Origin of the sequence: Janthinobacterium lividum (assembly GCF_034424625.1) — a bacterium.
Classification (GTDB): domain Bacteria; phylum Pseudomonadota; class Gammaproteobacteria; order Burkholderiales; family Burkholderiaceae_D; genus Janthinobacterium; species Janthinobacterium lividum.
Genome location: NZ_CP139976.1, coordinates 6,014,393 through 6,033,126, shown reverse-complemented (window position 1 = coordinate 6,033,126; position 18,734 = coordinate 6,014,393). Strand labels below are relative to the sequence as shown.

General features: G+C 64.0%; 17 protein-coding genes. 10 read left to right on the top strand and 7 right to left on the bottom strand.

Features of this window, described 5'->3' with window-relative positions; translation table 11 throughout:
- The first annotated feature begins 7 nt into the window (after positions 1-7).
- Genes U0004_RS27250 through U0004_RS27240 form a run of 3 tightly spaced genes read left to right on the top strand, consistent with a single transcriptional unit; the run spans position 8 to position 3,325 of the window.
- Positions 8-1,897: a beta-propeller domain-containing protein gene (locus tag U0004_RS27250; RefSeq protein ID WP_070254673.1), complete on the top strand. Its 1,890-nt coding sequence runs from the start codon at positions 8-10 to the stop codon at positions 1,895-1,897.
- Positions 1,898-1,946: 49 nt separating this feature from the next.
- On the top strand, positions 1,947-2,513 hold the full coding sequence (locus U0004_RS27245; protein ID WP_070254672.1) for a sigma-70 family RNA polymerase sigma factor: 567 nt from the start codon (positions 1,947-1,949) through the stop codon (positions 2,511-2,513).
- Positions 2,510-3,325: a hypothetical protein gene (locus U0004_RS27240; RefSeq protein ID WP_070254671.1), complete on the top strand. Its 816-nt coding sequence runs from the start codon at positions 2,510-2,512 to the stop codon at positions 3,323-3,325. Before U0004_RS27245 ends, U0004_RS27240 begins: the two co-directional genes overlap by 4 nt.
- 6 nt (positions 3,326-3,331) lie before the next feature.
- On the opposite strand, the gene U0004_RS27235 is transcribed toward U0004_RS27240, so the two are convergent.
- On the bottom strand, positions 3,332-4,720 hold the full coding sequence (locus tag U0004_RS27235) for an MFS transporter (protein WP_412101865.1): 1,389 nt from the start codon (positions 4,718-4,720) through the stop codon (positions 3,332-3,334).
- A gap of 39 nt (positions 4,721-4,759) precedes the next feature.
- Between U0004_RS27235 and U0004_RS27230 the strand changes: the two genes are divergently transcribed.
- The 7 genes from U0004_RS27230 to U0004_RS27200 all read left to right on the top strand — a co-directional run bounded on the left by U0004_RS27230 (position 4,760) and on the right by U0004_RS27200 (position 13,026).
- A complete protein-coding gene (locus U0004_RS27230; RefSeq protein WP_070254669.1) occupies positions 4,760-5,527 on the top strand; it encodes a gamma-glutamyl-gamma-aminobutyrate hydrolase family protein in 768 nt (255 codons plus the stop codon).
- 54 nt (positions 5,528-5,581) lie between these two features.
- Positions 5,582-6,952, top strand: a complete 1,371-nt coding sequence (locus U0004_RS27225) for a glutamine synthetase family protein (RefSeq protein WP_034788700.1) — start codon at positions 5,582-5,584, stop codon at positions 6,950-6,952.
- Positions 6,953-6,964: 12 nt separating this feature from the next.
- Complete coding sequence (locus tag U0004_RS27220) at positions 6,965-8,425, top strand: aspartate aminotransferase family protein (RefSeq protein ID WP_070254668.1); 1,461 nt, start codon at positions 6,965-6,967, stop codon at positions 8,423-8,425.
- Between the two features lie 137 nt (positions 8,426-8,562).
- Complete coding sequence (locus tag U0004_RS27215) at positions 8,563-9,711, top strand: ABC transporter ATP-binding protein (RefSeq protein WP_070254667.1); 1,149 nt, start codon at positions 8,563-8,565, stop codon at positions 9,709-9,711.
- A 7-nt stretch (positions 9,712-9,718) separates the two neighbouring features.
- Positions 9,719-10,660: an ABC transporter permease subunit gene (locus U0004_RS27210; protein ID WP_327076248.1), complete on the top strand. Its 942-nt coding sequence runs from the start codon at positions 9,719-9,721 to the stop codon at positions 10,658-10,660.
- Entirely contained in the window at positions 10,657-11,502 is an 846-nt protein-coding gene (locus U0004_RS27205; RefSeq protein ID WP_034788693.1) for an ABC transporter permease, read from the top strand. Before U0004_RS27210 ends, U0004_RS27205 begins: the two co-directional genes overlap by 4 nt.
- 36 nt (positions 11,503-11,538) lie before the next feature.
- Positions 11,539-13,026, top strand: a complete 1,488-nt coding sequence (locus U0004_RS27200) for an aldehyde dehydrogenase (RefSeq protein WP_070254665.1) — start codon at positions 11,539-11,541, stop codon at positions 13,024-13,026.
- Positions 13,027-13,167: 141 nt separating this feature from the next.
- On the opposite strand, the gene panB is transcribed toward U0004_RS27200, so the two are convergent.
- The 6 genes from panB to U0004_RS27170 all read right to left on the bottom strand — a co-directional run bounded on the left by panB (position 13,168) and on the right by U0004_RS27170 (position 18,643).
- Complete coding sequence (panB, locus tag U0004_RS27195) at positions 13,168-14,043, bottom strand: 3-methyl-2-oxobutanoate hydroxymethyltransferase (RefSeq protein ID WP_170846355.1); 876 nt, start codon at positions 14,041-14,043, stop codon at positions 13,168-13,170.
- Between the two features lie 110 nt (positions 14,044-14,153).
- Complete coding sequence (gene folK / locus U0004_RS27190; RefSeq protein ID WP_070254853.1) at positions 14,154-14,642, bottom strand: 2-amino-4-hydroxy-6-hydroxymethyldihydropteridine diphosphokinase; 489 nt, start codon at positions 14,640-14,642, stop codon at positions 14,154-14,156.
- Complete coding sequence (gene pcnB / locus U0004_RS27185) at positions 14,642-16,012, bottom strand: polynucleotide adenylyltransferase PcnB (protein WP_070254664.1); 1,371 nt, start codon at positions 16,010-16,012, stop codon at positions 14,642-14,644. The genes folK and pcnB overlap by 1 nt, the downstream gene beginning before the upstream one ends.
- The gene (locus U0004_RS27180; RefSeq protein ID WP_070254851.1) at positions 16,005-16,676 is read right to left on the bottom strand and encodes a histidinol-phosphatase; all 672 of its coding nucleotides are present in this window, start codon (positions 16,674-16,676) and stop codon (positions 16,005-16,007) included. Before U0004_RS27180 ends, pcnB begins: the two co-directional genes overlap by 8 nt.
- A complete protein-coding gene (gene hda, locus U0004_RS27175; protein ID WP_058048421.1) occupies positions 16,676-17,344 on the bottom strand; it encodes a DnaA regulatory inactivator Hda in 669 nt (222 codons plus the stop codon). Before hda ends, U0004_RS27180 begins: the two co-directional genes overlap by 1 nt.
- Positions 17,345-17,560: 216 nt before the next feature.
- Positions 17,561-18,643: an AI-2E family transporter gene (locus U0004_RS27170; RefSeq protein ID WP_034788685.1), complete on the bottom strand. Its 1,083-nt coding sequence runs from the start codon at positions 18,641-18,643 to the stop codon at positions 17,561-17,563.
- Positions 18,644-18,734: the final 91 nt, after the last annotated feature.

The following is an 18,734-nucleotide window of genomic DNA, read 5'->3' as shown; positions in this document are numbered from 1 at the left end:
AGAAGCGATGTCCAGCGCCCTCAAGATCACATTGATACTGTCCCTGCTGCTGTCGGCAGGCAGCCACGCCGCCGGCACGGCGCCGCGCAAGACCCTGGCGCCGTTTGCCAGCGAGCAGGCATTGAGCAGCTACCTGCAGCAGTTGCAGTCGCGCCAGGCGGCACTGCAAAGGGAGCAGCAAAAACTGCAGCGCGCCACGGCGCAGTCCATGGCGGTATCAGCGCCGGCCCCTCCCGCGCCGATGGCGGCGAAAGCCGCGCCGGCAGCATCGGCAGAAGCGGCGGAATCGGTCACCAATGTGCAGACGGCAGGCGTAGACGAAGGCGGCATCGTCAAGCTGCATGGCAAGCACCTGGTGATGCTCAGGCGCGGCAAGCTGTTCACCGTGCAGGTGGGCGGCAAGGCCTTGCAGCCTGTGTCTTCGCTCGACGCGTTCGCGCCGGGCAGCGACCCGTCGGGCAGCTGGTATGACGAGATGCTGATCGACGGCGATACGGTGGTGGTGATCGGCTACAGCTACAGCCGTGGCGGTACGGAGATCGGCCTGTTCGACGTCAACGCGGACGGCAAGCTGGCCTACCGCTCTACCTATCACTTGCGCTCCAACGATTATTATTCCTCGCGCAATTACGCGAGCCGCCTGGTCGGCAGCAAACTGGTGTTCTATTCGCCCCTGTCGCTGAACTTGCGCCGTGGCGACCCGTTCAGCGGTTTTCCCGCGCTGCGCCGCTGGCGCCCCGACGCCGTGCCGTCCGACTTCAAGCGCATCGCTCCGGCCACGCGCATCTATCGCACCGATGAAGAGCCCGAGATGGGCGCCGGCCTGACCCTGCATACGGTCACCGTGTGCGACCTGGCACAGCGCGACATGCGTTGCGAGGCGACCGCCGTGATGGGACCGCAGGGTCGCGTGTTTTATGTGTCGGGCGAATCCGTGTTCGTGTGGACCACGCGCCGCGGCAGCGACTCCGGCGTGTTCCGCATTCCCCTCGATGGCAGCGCGCCCAGCGCCCTGAAAGTGGCCGGTGCCCCCGTCGACCAGTTCTCGTTCCTGGAAAGCGTTGACGGCCATCTGAATGTCCTGCTGCGTGCCGAAGGCCAGGGCGATGGCATGTGGGATGGCGCAAAAGGGCGGGGCGACATGGCTTTGCTGCGCGTGCCATTGGCGTCGTTTTCCGATGGCCGCGACAGCGCGCCCGCCAGCAGCTACAAGGCGCTGCCCGGTGGCGGTGGCTACGGTTTGCAGAACCGTTATGTCGGATCCTATCTGTTGTACGGCAATCCGGGAAATTCCGGGCGCCGGCAGGCGGATCAGGCCTGGCCGCGTCAGCCCCTGTATGCCGTGCGCTGGGCCGATGCGGGCAGTGTGCAAGCCTTGTCGCTGCCGCACGGCGTGGAGCGCATCGAGGCGCTGGGCGATGACGCCGTGGTGATCGGCGCGCAGGGACGGGATCTGCACTTCAGCAGCATCCGCCTGGGTGCGCAGGCGGCGGTTGCCGCACGCTATATCCGCGTCGATGCGGCGCAGGGCGAGTCGCGCAGCCACGGCTTTTTCTACAAGCCGCAAGCGGCCGGCGAGGGCATGATCGGCTTGCCCATCCTGGGCGCGGACGAGCGGCCTGGCCTCAACAAGTCAGCCGCATCCGTTCTCTATCTGCGCAACAGCGGCTTGCAATTGACGGAACTGGGCGCGCTGGCGGCGCGCTCCGGCCAAACGCCGGACGATGGCTGCCGCGCGTCCTGCGTGGACTGGTACGGCAATGCGCGCCCCTTGTTCCTGCAGGGTAGAGTCTTCGCTTTGCTCGGCTATGAATTGGTGGAAGGGGCGTTCAAGGATGGACAGATCCGCGAATTGCGCCGCATCAGCTATGCACCCATTGCGCCTGCTGCACGCTGACGGCGTAGCGAAATTGTCGCCGCCGCGTAGTTCGGCTACACTGGTTCTTATGCCCGATACCCTGATTACCGTGACGGATGAAGACCTGATGCTGCGCTACAGCGCTGGCGACCTGCCGTCGTTTCGCGAACTGTACCGGCGCCATAGCCAGGGCCTGTACCGCTTCGTGGCCTGGCGTTCGCCGCGCCGCGCGTGGGTGGACGAGATCGCGCAGGACGCGTGGGCCAGCCTGCATGCGGCGCGCGCCGGCTACCAGCCGCAGGCGGCGTTCCGCACCTATCTGTACCAGATCGCGCGCAACCGCCTGATCGACATCCTGCGCCAGCGGGAAGGACAGGAACACGACGACGTGGGCGAACTGGCGGACGAGGGCACATCACCGCCGCAATCGCTGGAGCAGAAACAGCAGCACACGCTGCTGCATGCCGCCATCGCCGCGCTGCCGGTGGAGCAAAAGGAAGCGCTGGTGCTGCAGCAGTTCAGCGGCATGAGCATCCTCGAGATCGCCGTGGTGACGGGGGCGGAGGCGGAAACCGTCAAGAGCCGGCTGCGCTACGCCATGCAGAAATTGCGCGCGGGCTTGGACAGCGCCGCTGGCGCGGGAGGACAGGCATGAATACGCACGATACCGATCATGACGATCATCACGACGAAGAATTGAACGCGCTGCTGGCCAGCCTGCCGCAGCCCGCGCCTTCCAGCGCGCTCGATGCGGCCATTCTGGCGGACGCGGAAAAAGCCCTGCACAAGCCGGCAGCGGCGAACGACAGCGCCGATGGCGTGCAGCGCACCTTGCCTGCAAAGAAATCACCGGACTATCTGCAGCGCTGGCGCGTCCCGCTGGGGCTGGCCGCCGCTGTGCTGTTGACGGTGAACCTGATCGGCGTGGACTGGTTCGGCTCGAAGCCTGCGCAATTTCCCGTGGTCGGGGAGCCGGTCACGCAGGAGGTGATGTCCGAACCGGCCGCTGCGCCCGCGACGGTGTCTGCACCACCGCCGCCGGCACCGCGCACCATGGCCAAGGCGGCAGCCAGGATGCCAGCGCAGGCCGAGCCAGTGCCGGCACCCGTGTCAGTACCAATACCCGTGCCAGCGCCAGCGCCCCCGGCCCCGCCGCCCCCGGCCACGGCCACGGCCACGGCAATGCCTCAGGCGATGGAGCAGCAAGCGGCCATGCAGGCCGAGGCCAGCATGCAGCGCCAGGCACCGGTGCAGCGGGCGCTGGCCAAGCCCGCGCCCGTTGCGGCCCGCTCCGCGCCGATGCCGCCGCCCGCAAAGCTCGACGCTTCCGTATGGCTGGTGAAGATTGACGCCCTCTTGAAGGCGGGCGAAGGTGCGCTGGCGCAGGAGGAATGGGCGGCGTTCCGGCAAGCCTATCCCGACTACCCTGTGGCCGAGGAATTGCGGCAGCGGCTGGAGAATAAGTAAAAAACGCTAGACGATTCCCTTCCTGCGCTCCCACACGGCGCTGCCCACGAAAATGGCGGCGCATACCCACATCACTGCCGGCAGGGCGTTCACGCCCACCGATTGCATCAGGACGCCCGTCAACAGGGGACCGCCGCCGCTGGTGACACCCCAGGTGGCGTTGACGATGGCGCTAGCGCTGGTCAGCGACAGTCCCGTGAAACGCTCGCCGCAGGCCACCAGCGCCAGCATGTAGATGCCGCCCGCCGCCGCGCCCAGCAACAGCAGCAGGGTCCACCACAGCCACGGCGTGCCGACGGCAAACGGCAGCAGCGGCAGCAGCAGGCAGACGGCCACGCCGCAGCCCGCATGGACTTTGGCGCGGCCGAAGCGGTCGGCCATCCATCCCAAGGCGAATTGCAGGCCCGTGTCGCCCACCAGCACCACGGTGGCCGACAGCAGCGCCAGGTCCGTGCCGATGCCGTGCTCCATCGCGTACAGCGGCAGCAAGCTCAATGCCAGGGTATCGAACAGGGCGAAGAAGGCGGCGCCCAGCACGATCATCGGCATGCGCGGCAGGATCAGGGTCCACTTCACGCCGTGTTCTTCCGGTTCGCGTTCCGGGCCGCTGTTCGAGATCAGCATCAAGCCCGGCACGGCCAGCAAAAACAGCAGGCCGCAGGCGGCGAAGCTCCAGCTGATCTTGTCGTTGAACAGCGCCACGAGGGCGGGGCCGATCAGCTGGAAAAAGGTAAAGCTGGTGGTGTACATGGCGACCACGCGGCCGCGCGAATTATCGGGCGCCAGGCGATTCACCCACGCTTCGCCGATGGTAAACAGCACGCCCATGGCGCCGCCGAAGAGGAAGCGCAGCACGCTCCACGCCAGCAGGTGGTCGGTAAACTGCATGGCGATCGTCGCCAGCGACGCCACCCACACGGCGCCCAGCATGGTGGCGCGCGCGCCGAAACGCCCCACCCAGCGCGAGACGAACGGCGAGGCGGCGAGGATGCCGAGGGCGCTGACGGCCGTGATCATGCCGATGATGTCCGTGCCCACGCCGCGCTGGTGCAGGGTCAGGGCGGTGAGCGGCATGGTGGCGCCCAGGCCCAGGCCCACGACGCCGATGCTGACGACGAGGGCGAAGAAATCGCGCCACGGCATGTGCTTCATGGCTGCCCCCGCAGGGTGGAAAAGGTGGTCGGTATGGCTGGAAAACGGTGTGGATGCATGGGAAAGTAAGGGACTTTGCCTGCGGCGCTGGTGTTTGGCGCCGGACGGGCATATGATGATTTTAATAAGGACAATACTGCAAAGCCGTAGTGTAGGCGATGTGTGCCGCCGCTGGCCACGTCCATCCGTGTGGCCGCCCCTACCGGCTCTGCTGTACAGTGAAGCGAGCGGCAGCGCCGTCACGGTGCTGTCATTGGATCGTCACGCCAGCGAGGAAGCCCCATGCGCCGTCCCATCGTTCTCGTTCCCGCCTGCCAGCGCCAGCTTGGCAGCCACGTCTGGCACATGGCACAGGATAAATACCTGCACGCCGTGCTGCGCGGTGCCGGCTGCATGCCGCTGCTGCTGCCCGCCCTGGGCGCGGATGCGGACCTGGAAGCGGCGCTGCAGATCGCCGATGGCGTGATGCTGACCGGCTCGGCCTCGAACGTCGACGCGCGCCTGTATGGCGAAGATATCCTCCATCCCGACCTGCCGCAAGACCCCGCGCGCGACGCCACCACCTTGCCCCTGATCCGCGCCGCGCTGGCATGCCAGCTGCCCCTGCTCGCCATCTGCCGCGGCTTCCAGGAAGTCAACGTGGCCCTGGGCGGTGGCCTGCACCAGGCCGTGCACGCGGTGCCGGGCATGCAGGACCATCGCGAGAACTTGCTCGATCCCCTGGCGCGCCAGTACGCGCCAGCGCACCGCATCAAGTTGATGCCCGACGGCCTGCTGTCACGCCTGCTGGGCGGCGAGAGCGAAATGATGGTCAACTCCTTGCATGGCCAGGGAATCGCCCGGCTGGCCGATGGCTTGCTGGTGGAAGCCCTGGCCGACGATGGCCTGGTGGAAGCCTATACGGTGGCCAGCGCCGCCGGTTTTACCCTGGCCGTGCAATGGCACCCGGAATGGCAGGTGGAAGACAATCCGCATTCCATGCGCCTGTTCGGCGCCTTCGGCCAGGCTTGCCGCGATTACCAGGAACAGCAGCATAGAAAGACAGGATGACAGGCGCGCCGCACGCAGTACGCGGTGTTCGATCAAGACCAGCGAGAGGGAAACATGGCAATACGTGAAAATTTCACCTATACGGATATGGATTTGTGGCTCAATGAAAAGCGCGTCACGGAAATCGAATGCCTGGTACCCGACCTGACGGGCGTGGCGCGCGGGAAGATCCTGCCGCGCGGGAAATTCACCCAGGAGCGCGGCATGCGCATCCCGGAAGCGGTACTCGGCATGACGGTGACGGGCAATTATCCGGTCGACGATGGGGGCTACGACCGCGCCATTTCCAGCACCGACCGCGACATGATCTTGAAGGCCGATCCCACCACCATCACCATGGTGCCGTGGGCAACCGATCCCACCGCGCAAGTCATCCACGACTGCTATTTCGCCGACGGCATGCTGGTCGATTTCGCGCCCCGCTCCGTGCTGCGGCGCGTGCTGAAACTGTATGCGGACAAGGGCTGGAAACCGGTGGTGGCGCCGGAACTGGAGTTCTACCTGACGGCGAAAAACACGGACCCGGACTTGCCCTTGAAGCCGCCCATCGGCCGCAGCGGCAGGGCCGAGACGAGCCGCCAGGTGTACAGCATCGACGCCGTCAACGAGTTCGATCCCCTGTTTGAGGATATCTACGATTACTGCGAATTGATGAACCTTGACGTCGACACGCTGATCCACGAGATCGGCGCGGGACAGATGGAAATCAACTTCCTGCACGGCGATCCGCTGGGCCTGGCCGACAAGGTGTTTTTCTTCAAGCGCACCCTGCGTGAAGCGGCCCTGAAACACGATATGTACGCCACCTTCATGGCCAAGCCGATGGCGGGTGAACCGGGTTCCGCCATGCACGTGCACCAGAGCGTCGTCGATGCGAAGACAGGCCTGAACATCTTCAGCAACGAGGACGGTTCGGCCGCGCCCATCTTCAAGCATTACATCGCGGGCCTGCAGCGCTACATGCCGTCGGCCATGGCCATCGTCGCGCCCTACGTGAATTCCTACCGCCGCATCGTGCGCCATACGGCCGCGCCGATCAACATCCAGTGGGGCCTGGACAACCGCACGGTGGGCTTCCGCGTGCCCGAGTCGGGCGTGCAGGACCGGCGCGTGGAAAACCGCATCATCGGCGCCGACGCCAATCCCTACCTGGCCCTGGCCGTCACGCTGGCCTGCGGCTATCTCGGCATGACGGAGCAGCTGGAAGCGACGCCGATGATGGTGGGCAGCGCCTATGACATGAAGTTCGAACTGCCGCAAGGCTTGCCCGAAGCCCTGCAGCTGCTGCGCGCGGAAGACAAGCTGCGCACGGTGCTGGGCGAGCGCTTCATCGACGTGTATGCGGCCATCAAGGACCTGGAGCACCAGGAGTTCATGACCGTCATCAGTCCCTGGGAGCGCGAGCATCTTCTGCTCCACGTTTAAGAAAGGATCGCAATGAGTACAACAAACAATCCGCTGGCGCCGAGCGCCGCCCTGGTCGCCTCCGTGGCGCAGAAAAACGCGGCGCCGCAGGTGTATGACACGGCCGCCATCCAGCAGATGGACTCGGCCCACTACCTGCATCCATTCACTGATTTCCAGGACCTGGCAAGCAAGGGCGCCAGGGTGATGGTGCGCGGCGACGGCGTCTATCTGTGGGATAGCCAGGGCAAGAAGATCGTCGACGGCATGTCGGGCCTGTGGTGCGTCAACGTGGGCTACGGCCGCACGTCGATCTCGCAAGCCGTGTACCGGCAGATGGAGACGCTGCCGTTCTATAACAGCTTCTTTGGCACGACCAACGTGCCGGCCGCGCAGCTGGCCGCCAAGCTGGCGCAAATCTCGCCGCCGCAGTTCCAGCACGTGTTCTTCACCAGTTCCGGCTCCGACGGCAACGACACGAATTTGCGCATGGTGCGCCGCTACTGGGATATCCTCGGCTACAAGGAGAGACATACCATCATCAGCCGCCACAATGCCTATCACGGTAGCACGGTGGCGGGAGCGTCGCTGGGCGGCATGGATGGCATGCATGCGCAGGGCGGCATGCCCATCCCCGGCATCGCGCATATCGGCCAGCCCAATTACCTGGAGTCGGGCCACGGCTTGAGCCCCGAGGAATTCGGTGTAAAGGCGGCTGGCTGGCTGGAAGACAAGATCCTGGAAATCGGCGCCGACAAGGTGGCCGCCTTCATCGGCGAGCCGGTGCAGGGCGCCGGCGGCGTCATCATCCCTCCATCGACCTACTGGCCGGAGATCCAGCGTATCTGCGACAAGTACGGCATTTTGCTCATCGCCGATGAAGTCATCTGCGGCTTCGGCCGCCTGGGGCGCTGGTTCGGCTCCGAACTGTTCGGCATCCAGCCCGACCTGATCACCTTTGCCAAGGGTGTCACGTCCGGCTATGTGCCGCTGGGCGGCGTGCTGGTGGGCGACAGGGTAGCCAAGGTGCTGATCGAGCAGGGCGGCGAATTCACGCACGGTTTCACGTATTCCGGCCACCCCGTTGCCTGCGCGGCGGCGCTGGAAAACATCCGCATCATCGAGGAAGAGCAGCTGGTGGCGAAGGTGGCCGACGATACGGGACCGTACCTGAAGCAGTGCTTCGCCAGCCTGGGCGAACATCCGCTGGTCGGCTATGCGGACAGCTGCGGCCTGGTCGCGGGCCTGAACCTCGTGCGCAAGAAGGGCGCCACCGTGCATGACAACGAGCTGTTCGACGAGGGCCAGGGCGTGGGCATGATCTGCCGCGGCCACATGTTCGACAACGGCGTCATCATGCGCGCCGTGGGCGAACGCATGATCGTCGCCCCGCCGCTGGTGATGACGCGCGCGCAGATCGATGAAATGGTGGGCTTGATACGCGTGTGCCTGGACAAGACGCATGCGGACGTGAAGGCGAAGGGCTGGGTGTAGGTTTTTGCCCCATTTTGCCGCCATCTGCGCATTTTTTGGACCAGAATCGCGGCAGTTCCGCTAAACTTCCATCCTGGCCGCTCTTTGTAGTGGCCAGTTTTTCATTTTGACACCCTCTTACCCAGAAGCCACCCACAATGACGATAGCAACACCCGCCGCGTCGGCCAGCGACGCCCCAGCGCCTTTCTTGCTGATTGATCAACTGGTCAAGGAATTCGATGGCGTGCGCGCCGTCAATGATATTTCCGTGACGATCAACAAGGGCGAGATATTCGCCCTGCTCGGCAGTTCAGGCTGCGGCAAGTCGACCCTGCTGCGCATGCTGGCCGGTTTCGAGACGCCGACGTCGGGGCGCATCGCTTTGGCGGGCAACAGCATCGTCGATGTGCCGCCGCACCAGCGCCCCATCAACATGATGTTCCAGTCGTATGCGCTGTTCCCCCATTTGTCCGTGTGGGACAACATCGCCTTCGGCCTGCGCCGCGATGGCTTGCCGAAAGCGGAAGTGGCGTCAAGGGTCGAGCAGATGCTGGCGCTGGTGCAACTGGGGCAGTATGCGAAGCGCAAGCCGCACCAGTTGTCGGGCGGGCAGCAGCAGCGCGTGGCGCTGGCGCGCAGCCTGGCCAAGCGTCCGCAATTGCTGCTGCTCGACGAGCCGCTGGGCGCGCTGGATAAAAAACTGCGCGAACGCACGCAGATGGAACTGGTCAATATCATCGAGCAGGTGGGCGTCACCTGCGTGATGGTCACGCACGACCAGGACGAGGCCATGAGCATGGCCACGCGCATCGCCGTCATGAGCGAAGGGCGCATCCTGCAGGTGGGGGCTCCCGGCGAAATCTACGAGACGCCGAACTGCCGTTTCGTGGCCGACTTCATCGGCAGCGTCAACCTGTTCGATGGCCGCATCACGGAAGATGAACCCGACCACGTGGTCATCGCCACCGCCGATGGCGAGCACTATGTTTCGCACGGCATCACGGGCAACCTGGGCATGGATGTTTCGGTGGCCGTGCGCCCCGAAAAAATCGGCATCCAGATCGAGCCACCTGCCTTGCAAGAGCGCGCGTCGCCGGCGGAACACGGCTACAACTGCGCCCAGGGCGTGATCGTCGCCATGGCATATTTTGGCAATGAAACCAGCTACCACGTGTGCCTCGACAGCGGCACGGTGGTGAAAGTCTCGCGCACCAACGCGGCCCGCCACGACGCCGCGCGCCTCGAGCGCGAACAGCGCGTGTGGGTGTGGTGGGATGGCGCCGACATCGTCGTGCTGACCAACTGAGGCCATCATGACGTCCATTTTGCAAATGCTGCGCGGTCTGGTCACCTTGCGCTGGATAACGGGAAGAAATGCTGGCCGCGGCGCCGTCATCGCCGTTCCCTCGCTGTTCCTGGCGGCAGCCTTCCTCGTGCCTTTCCTGATCGTGCTGCGTATCAGCCTGTCCGACATGGACACGGCGGGCAGTCCGTTCGGCGGCCTGCTGTCGTATGTCGATGGCATCGTCGTGCTGAAGGTCAAAATCGCCAACTACCTGTTCATCGCCGCCGATGAACTGTATCTGCTCACCTATCTCAGTTCATTGAAATACGCGGCCATCACCACCGCCATCTGCCTCTTCATCGGCTACCCGTTCGCCTACTTCATGGTGCGCGCCAAGCCATCGATCCGGCCCGTGCTGATGATGCTGGTGATGCTGCCGTTCTGGACTTCCTTTCTGCTGCGCGTGTATGCGTGGAAGGGCATCCTGGCCAACCACGGCTTGCTCAACGACTTGCTGATCGCGCTGGGCGTGGTGAGCGAACCGCTGCACATGATGAACACCTCGTTTTCGCTGGTGGTGGGCATGGTGTACGCCTATCGGCCCTTCATGATCCTGCCCCTGTACGCGAACCTGGTGAAAATGGATATGCGCTTCCTGGAGGCGGCGGCCGACCTGGGCGCCACGCCCTTGCAGGCGTTCTGGCGCATCACCGTACCTCTGTCGAAATCGGGCATCATCGCCGGCGCCATGCTGGTGTTCATCCCGTCCGTGGGCGAATACGTCATTCCCGAGCTGCTGGGCGGCCCGGAAACCCTGATGATCGGCCGCGTGCTGTGGGATGAATATTTCACGAACAACGACTGGGCCATGGCGTCGTCGGTGACGGTGCTGGTGGTCTTGCTGATCCTCGTGCCGATGGCCATTTTTAACAAATACAAGACGGACCAGAACGCGGAGGAACGCACATGAACGGACGTAATTTCCTGCAGCGCTGGTTCGGCCGCGGCTGGCTCTCGCTCGGCTATCTGTTCCTCTACCTGCCCATCATCGTGCTGATCGTCTTTTCGTTCAACAGCTCGCGCCAGGACATGGTGTGGAGCGGCTTTTCGCTGCGCTGGTACAGCGAGTTGATGAGCGACACGGAAATCATCTCGGGCTTCGGTTTGTCCCTGAAGATCGCCTTCATGTCGGCCACATCGTCCGTCATCCTCGGCACGTTTGCCGCCTTCGCCTTGACCAGCTACCAGCGCTTCCGTGGCCGCACGGTGTTTTCCGCCATGGTCAGCGCGCCTTTGGTGATGCCAGAAGTGATCATCGGCCTGTCCCTGCTGCTAATGCTGGTGTCCATGCAAAAGGTCTTCGGTTTCCCCGAACGTGGCGTGCTGACCATCTGGCTCGGCCACACCCTGCTGGGCATGGCGTATGCGGCCGTAGTGGTGCAGTCGCGCCTGCAGGAGATGAGTAAATCCCTGGCCGAAGCGGCCATGGACCTGGGCTGCCGCGCGCACCAGGTATTCTTCCTCGTGACCCTGCCGAACATCACGCAGGCGCTGGCGTCGGCCTGGCTGCTGACATTTACCCTGTCGCTGGACGACGTGGTGCTGTCGGCCTTTTTGTCCGGTCCCGGTTCGACGACGATGCCGCTGGTGATCTTCTCGCGCGCGCGCCTGGGGCTCGATCCGCGCGTCAATGCCATCGCCGCGCTGACCATCCTGGTGGTGACGCTTGCCGTGATCGCGTATGCCGTGATGCTGGCGCGCGCCGACCGGAGACGGCGCAAGCAGATGTCTGCGGCTTATTTGGCAGACTAGGAGTAAGCTGGCGTTTTCACCTTGCAGGAGACGACCATGACGGAAAACACCAGCTGGCACGCACGTGCCGCAGAGATCAAGATCGATGGGCGTGCCTTCATCAATGGCGAGCGCGCCGGGGCCAGGTCAGGCCAGACTTTCGACAATCTGTCGCCCATCGATGGGCGTCTCCTGGGGCAAGTGGCCCGTTGCGATGGGGCGGACGTGGATGCGGCCGTGCAGGCCGCGCGCGCCGCCTTCGAGGACCGCCGCTGGGCAGGGAAATCGCCTGCGCAGCGCAAGCGCGTGCTGATCAAGTTCGCCGACCTGGTGCAGAAGTACGGCCCCGAGCTGGCCTTGCTGGAAACCCTGGACATGGGCAAACCGATCAAGTACAGCCAGAGCGTGGACGTGGGCGCCACGGCCAACTGCCTGCGCTGGTATGGCGAGGCGATCGACAAGGTCTACGATGAAATCGCGCCGACTCCGGCCAACAGCCTGGCCCTGATCACGCGCGAACCGGTGGGCGTCGTCGCCGCCATCGTGCCGTGGAACTACCCGATGATCATGGCTGCCTGGAAGATCGCGCCGGCCCTCGCGGCAGGCAATAGCGTGATCCTCAAACCCTCCGAAAAATCCCCATTGACGGCCTTGCGCCTGGCCGACATCGCGCTGGAAGCGGGCGTGCCGGCCGGCGTTTTCAATGTGCTGCCCGGCTACGGCAACGAGGCGGGCGCCGCGCTGGCGCTGCACATGGATGTCGATTGCATCGGTTTTACGGGTTCCACGCGCACGGGAAAATTGATCGTGCAGATGGCGGGCCAGTCAAACCTGAAACGGGCGTGGACGGAATTGGGCGGCAAGTCCGCCAACATCGTTTGCGCCGATTGCCCTGACCTGGACAAGGCCGTGGCGGCCGCCGTCGGCTCCATCTTCTTCAACCAGGGCGAAAGCTGCAACGCGCCATCGCGTCTGTTCGTGGAAGAATCGATCAAGGAAGAATTCCTGGCCAAGGCATTGGCCATGCTGCCGCGCTTCCAGCCCGGCGACCCGCTCGACGAAGCCACCGTCATGGGCGCCATCGTCGACGCGACGCAGATGCAAACCGTGATGGGCTATATCGCGGCCGGCAAGAGCGAAGGCGCGCAGCTGCTGGGCGGTGGCGAGGCCGTGCGCGCGGAAACGGGCGGCTACTATGTGCAGCCCACCATCTTCGGCGTGGACGCGGGCATGACGATCGCGCGCGAAGAGATCTTCGGCCCCGTGCTGTCCGTGCTGGGTTTTACGGATATTGGCGAGGCGGTGAAACAGGCCAATGCCACGCCGTACGGCTTGCAGGCGGCCGTATGGACATCGGACATCACCAAGGCCATCCAGACGGCGCGGGCCCTGCGCGCGGGCACCGTGCACGTCAACCAGTATGACGGCGACGACATCACCGTGCCGTTCGGCGGCTACAAGCAGTCGGGCAACGGGCGTGACAAGTCACTGCACGCGCTGGACAAGTACACGGAGCTGAAGACGACGTGGATACAGGTGGGGTAGGGGTTTGCGCCTGTGGTGTTGTCGGATTACGGCCTGCGGCCTCGGCGGCCCCGCCTAATCCGACCTACCCGGCCTACGGCGTTGATTGTCTCGTAGGTCGGCTTGGCGCGCAGCGCGCAAGCCGACTTAAAACAAACTACGTCAGAAGCAGTGTTCCAGCGCCGGGAAGCTGCCATCCTTGACGGCTTTCACATAGCCGGTGACGGCGTCGTCGATGCTGGCCGCGCCTTCCATGAAGTTGCGCACGAAGCGCGCCTTGCGGCCCGGGAAGACGCCCAGCATGTCGTGCATGACGAGCACCTGGCCCGAGCAATCGGGACCGGCGCCGATACCGATGGTGGGGATGGTCAGCATGTCCGTCACTTCCTTGCCCAGCTGCGACGGCATCGCTTCCATCAGCACGATGGCGGCGCCCGCGTTTTGCAGCGTCAGCGCGTCGTTCTTCAGTTCCGCCGCGCTTTCCGTGCTCTTGCCCTGCACTTTATAGCCGCCCAGCTGGTGCACGGATTGCGGCGTCAGGCCGATGTGGGCGCAGATGGGGATGCCGCGTTCGGTGAGGAAACGGACGATCTCGGCCAGCCAGGCGCCGCCTTCGATCTTGATCATGTGCGCGCCAGCCTGCATCAGGATGACGGCGTTGGCATAGGCTGTTTCAGGTGTGCCGTAGGCGCCGAACGGCAGGTCGGCCATGATCATGGCCGACTTGCTGCCGCGCGCCACGGAAGCCGTGTGGTAGGCCAGTTCGGCCACGGTGACGGGCAGGGTGGAGTTGTGGCCATTGCAGACCATGCCGAGCGAATCGCCGATCAGCAGGATCTCCACGCCGCAGCGGTCCATCAGGGACGCAAAGCTGGCGTCATAGCAGGTCAGCATGGTGATCTTTTCGCCGGCGGCGCGCAGCGTGGCCAGGGTGTGGATGGTCACGGCCTTGTTGGCGACAGGCTTGGATGGCGCCGGCGCCGGTGTGGCGGCCTTGTCTTTTGCGGCCAGATCTGTTCCTTGCAAATAAGCGGACATAGGTATTCTCTAGAGTGAAAGGGGTGCAACGCCGCTAGTGTAGTACTTTATGCGGCCTGCTGCAGGAGCGGCATTGTAGAGGATGGGAGCGAAACGGGTCAGGGCTGGGGTCAGAGCTGACTGATGGCCTGATCGGCCACGGCCGCCAGGTAGTCCTGCGCCGGACCGAGTCCGGGCACGATGACGGCGGGCGCCAGTTGGAGCAGCGGCACCAGCACGAAGGCGCGCTCGGTGATGCGCGGATGGGGCACTGTCAGCGTGGCGCTGGCGATCCGTTCATCGCCGTACAGCAGCAAGTCCAGGTCCAGGGTGCGCGGGGCGTTGCGGTAAGGCCGCTCGCGTCCATGCGCTGCCTCGATGGCGTGCAGGGCCAGCAGCAGTTCCTCTGCCGGCAGGGTGGTCGTGATGCGCGCCACGGCGTTGACGTAGTCGTCACCGCTCGAATCGATGGGCGCCGTGCGGTAGCTGGCCGAGGCGTCCAGCAAGCTGGCGCCTGGCAGGCGCGCCAGGCGCGCGATCGCGTCCTGCACATTCGCGCGCGCGTCGCCCAGGTTGGCGCCGATGCCGATGTAAGCGGTGACCAGCGCAAGTGCGTCCATCATTCGTCGCTGCTGCTGCCGGTGGCCGAGCCGCCGCCGGTCTTGCTGCGCGTGCTGCGGCGTGGCGGGCGCTTTTTCTTGACGGCGCCCGGTGCGGCATTGGCGCTGACGAGCAGCGCTTCGCGCGTTTCCTCGTCGCCTTCATAAAAGGCCGTCCACCATTCGCCGATGTCCATGTCGATCTCGCCAGAGGCGCAGCGCAGCAGCAGGAAGTCGTAGCCGGCGCGGAAGCGCAGGTGCTCCAGCAACTTGTACGGCGCCTTGCCGACCCGGCGCTCGAAGCGCGGCTGCATCGACCAGATGTCGCGCATGTCGGAACCGATCTTGCGCTGCAAGGCCAGTTTTTCCGTTTGCGAATCGAGCACGTCGTCGGCCGCCAGGTGCAGCGCGGGAATCGTCGATTCGCCGGCGGCGCGGTAGGCCGTCCATTTTTCCAGTACCTGGTGCCACAGCAGCGAAGCGAACAGGAAGCCCGGCGAGACGGTCTTGCCGGCGGCGATGCGGGCGTCCGTGGCGTCCAGCGCCAGGGTGACGAATTTTGCGCCCAGCGGCTGTTCCAGCACCACGTCGAGCAGCGGCAGCAGGCCGTGATGCAAGCCTTCCTTGCGCAGCTGCTGCAGGCAGGCCAACGCGTGGCCGCTCATCAGCAGTTTCAGCATTTCATCGAATACGCGCGGCGCGGGCACGTTGTTGATCAGCGGCGCCATGATGGGGATCGGCGCGGCCGTGTGCGGCTCGATGGTGAATTTCAGCTTGGCGGCAAAGCGCACCACGCGCAGCATGCGCACGGGATCTTCGCGGTAGCGCTCTTCCGGCTTGCCGATCATGCGCAAGGTCTTGGCGCGGATGTCTTCCACGCCGCCGTGGTAGTCCAGCACTTCCTGCGTGGCCGGGTTGTAGTACATGGCGTTGATGGTGAAGTCGCGGCGCAGCGCATCTTCGTGCTGCAAGCCGAAGGTATTGTCGCGCAGGACGCGGCCATGTTCATCCTTGGGCGCGGAGTCGGCGCCGGCGCCGCGGAAGGTCGTCACTTCCAGCAAATCCTGGCCGAACATCACGTGCACGATCTGGAAGCGCTTGCCGATGATGAAGGCGCGGCGGAACAAGCGCTTGACCTGTTCCGGCGTGGCGTTGGTGGCGATGTCGAAGTCTTTCGGTTTCACGCCCAGCAGCAGGTCGCGCACGGCGCCGCCGACGACAAAGGCCTCGAAGCCCGCTTCCTGCAGGCTGCTGGTGACGCGGATGGCATTCGACGACACCAGTTTCGGGTCGATTCCGTGTTGCGCAGGACCGAGCACGATGGGTGCCGTGGTGTCGCGCGCTGCCTCTTTTTTAACGCCGAGGATCTTGCGGATGAATTTTTTAATCATTGAATAAGTGAAGTGATGGCCAGCCGTGGAGGGATGCGTGTGCGCTCAAAGCGGTATTGGGGTTGGTCGCGACAGGGTGGGTCACGACCGACAGCAGGGGAATGTCGTTGTGCGAATCGCTGTAAAAATAGCTGCGCTCGAACTGCCCCAGTTCCTTGCCCATCTTTTCCAGCCAGGCATAGGTGTGGGTCAGCTTGCCCGCGCCCAGGGTCGGCGTGCCGACCAGCTTGCCCGTGACATTGCCTTGCGTGTCATATTCTGGCATGGCGGCCAGCAGGTGCTCGACGCCCAGCGCATCGGCGATGGGTTTGGTGATGAAATGGTTGGTGGCCGTGACGATGGCCAGCAGGTCGCCCGCGTCCTGGTGCTGTTTCAGCAGGGCCACGACTTCCGGGCGGATGGCCGGCATGACCACTTCAGCCATGAATTGCTTGTGCAGCGCTTCCAGGCGTTCGCGCGGGAATTGCGCCAGGGTGCCGAGCGAAAATTCCAGGTATTCCACCGGATCGAGCGTGCCGGCCTGGTATTGCGCGAAAAATTCGTCGTTACGGCGGGTGAATTCGGCGGCGTCCACGGCACCGATGCGTACCAGGAATTCGCCCCACTCGTGATCCGAGTCGATGGGCAGCAGGGTGTGGTCGAGGTCAAACAGGGCCAGATTCATCATTCTTTCGCTTCCGCCTGCAGCAACTCGCGCAACAATGGCAAGGTGATCGGGCGTTGGGTTTCAAGGGAGTAGAGGTCGAGAGAGTCCAGCATCGTCGACAGCGAACGCATGTCGCGCCGGAAATGGGACAGCAGATAGGGTAACACGCCGGGCGACAAGGTCAAGCCGCGGGTGGTGGCCGCCTGGGTCAGGGCGGCGATTTTTTCATCGTCCGTCAAGCCGTGGATTTGATAGATCAGGCCCCAGCCCATGCGCGTGCGCAAGTCTTCGCGCACGGGCAGCACGGCCGGCGGCACGGCGCCGCTGCACACCATGAAGGCCTTGTTGGCGCGGATTTCATTGAACAGGGCAAAGGCATCGATCTGCGCCAGCGGCGACAGTTTTTCGCAGTCGTCGAGCAGGTACAAATCCACATCAGGCGAATACACGAATTCGGACTCGATCGAGAATGGCGAAATGTAGCGCGCGCGCTCGGTGCTGGCCAGGGCCTTGAGCAGGTGGCTCTTGCCGGCGGCCAGTTCGCCCCACAGGTAGGCAAAGTGTTCGCGCGAAGTGCGCGCGGCGAACTGGCGCATCAGCTGCGCCACTTCGGCATTCTGTCCCACCTCGAAGGTATCGAGGCTGTGCGCCTGGTCTGTGCCTAAATCGAGCACCAGTTGTTTCATGGCGTACGCCTTGTCCTGTTTTTCATTACTGCTTGTGCGTCGTCATCGCGTTTGTTGTTGGATTTTTATTAATTTAACATTGTAGTCGTATCGAGTGCCTGACAGAAGCGTCGCGAGCGGCAGCGATTTGTGGCCGAGAAGCGCAACCGTACTGTAGTACGGTGAGCATCGCCGGCCGCAAAGTGCGACGCGCAGTAGCTTATGTCAGTCACCTTGTCACGCATTATAGAAGGTGCTGGACAGGTAGTGGCGTCTTAGATGCTTAAAAGCGACCATCAGGACGGCAGAAGCGGGTAAAGCGAGCAAAACGCCGACGAAACCGAACAATTGTCCGAAAGCCAATAAGGCAAAGATCACGGCCAGCGGGTTCAGGCCGATGCGCTCGCCCACCAGGCGCGGCGTGAGGAAAAAGCCTTCGATGACCTGGCCGCAGCCATAGATGACGGCCACGGCGATGACGCCGCTCCAGTCGGCAAACTGCAGCAGGGCGGCGATCAGCGCCAGCATCAGTCCCAGGCCGAAGCCCAGATAGGGAATGAACACCAGCAAGCCCGTGATGATGCCCACAGGCAATGCGACTTCAAAACCGGCGATGGCCAGCGCCACCGAGTAATACGTGGCCAGCACCAGCATGACGAGCAGCTGGCCGCGCAGATATTGCGCCAGCAGGGTATCGACTTCCTGCGCCATGCCCACCGTGCGGCCGACCCAGCGGCGCGGCACGGCGCCGGCGATGCGCGCCAGCATCGGATGCCAATCCAGCAACAGATAGAACAGCACCACGGGAATCAGCACCACGGTGGCCAGCCAGCCCAGCACGGCCGTGCCGCCGATACGGGCCGAGGCGAGTACCGTGCTCCAGATTTCATCGCCGCTGGTGGCCATCTGCTGGCTCAGCATGCGTTTGATGCCGGTGCCATCGAGGCGCACGCGGATCCCCAGGTCGCGCAGCTTCGGCGCCAGGAAATCGTTGGCCTTGTTCAGGAATTGCGGGATTTGCGCCTGCAGCAGCGGGATTTCCTTTTGCAGCACGGGTACGACGATCAGTACCAGCGCCGTAATGGCGAGGAAAAACAACACTACGACGACCAGCACGGCTAGCGGACGGGGCACGTAAAAATGCTTGTAATGCAGGCGCTGCAACCGGTCGACGCCGGGATTGAGCACGTAGGCGAGGATGGCGGCGGCCAGGAAGGGCGTCAGGATGGGACCGAGGCTGACGAGCAGCAGCAAAAATGCCAGCCAGACCGCGATCCAAAATGCTGTTTGCTTCTGTTCGGCGGTGATGGCGAATGGCATGTAGTTTGTGCTGTTGCGTTAAAAAAAGGCAGTTAATTACGAAATGGCGGGGCAGTTTGATAAAATAGCGACTTGATCGACCGAATTCACC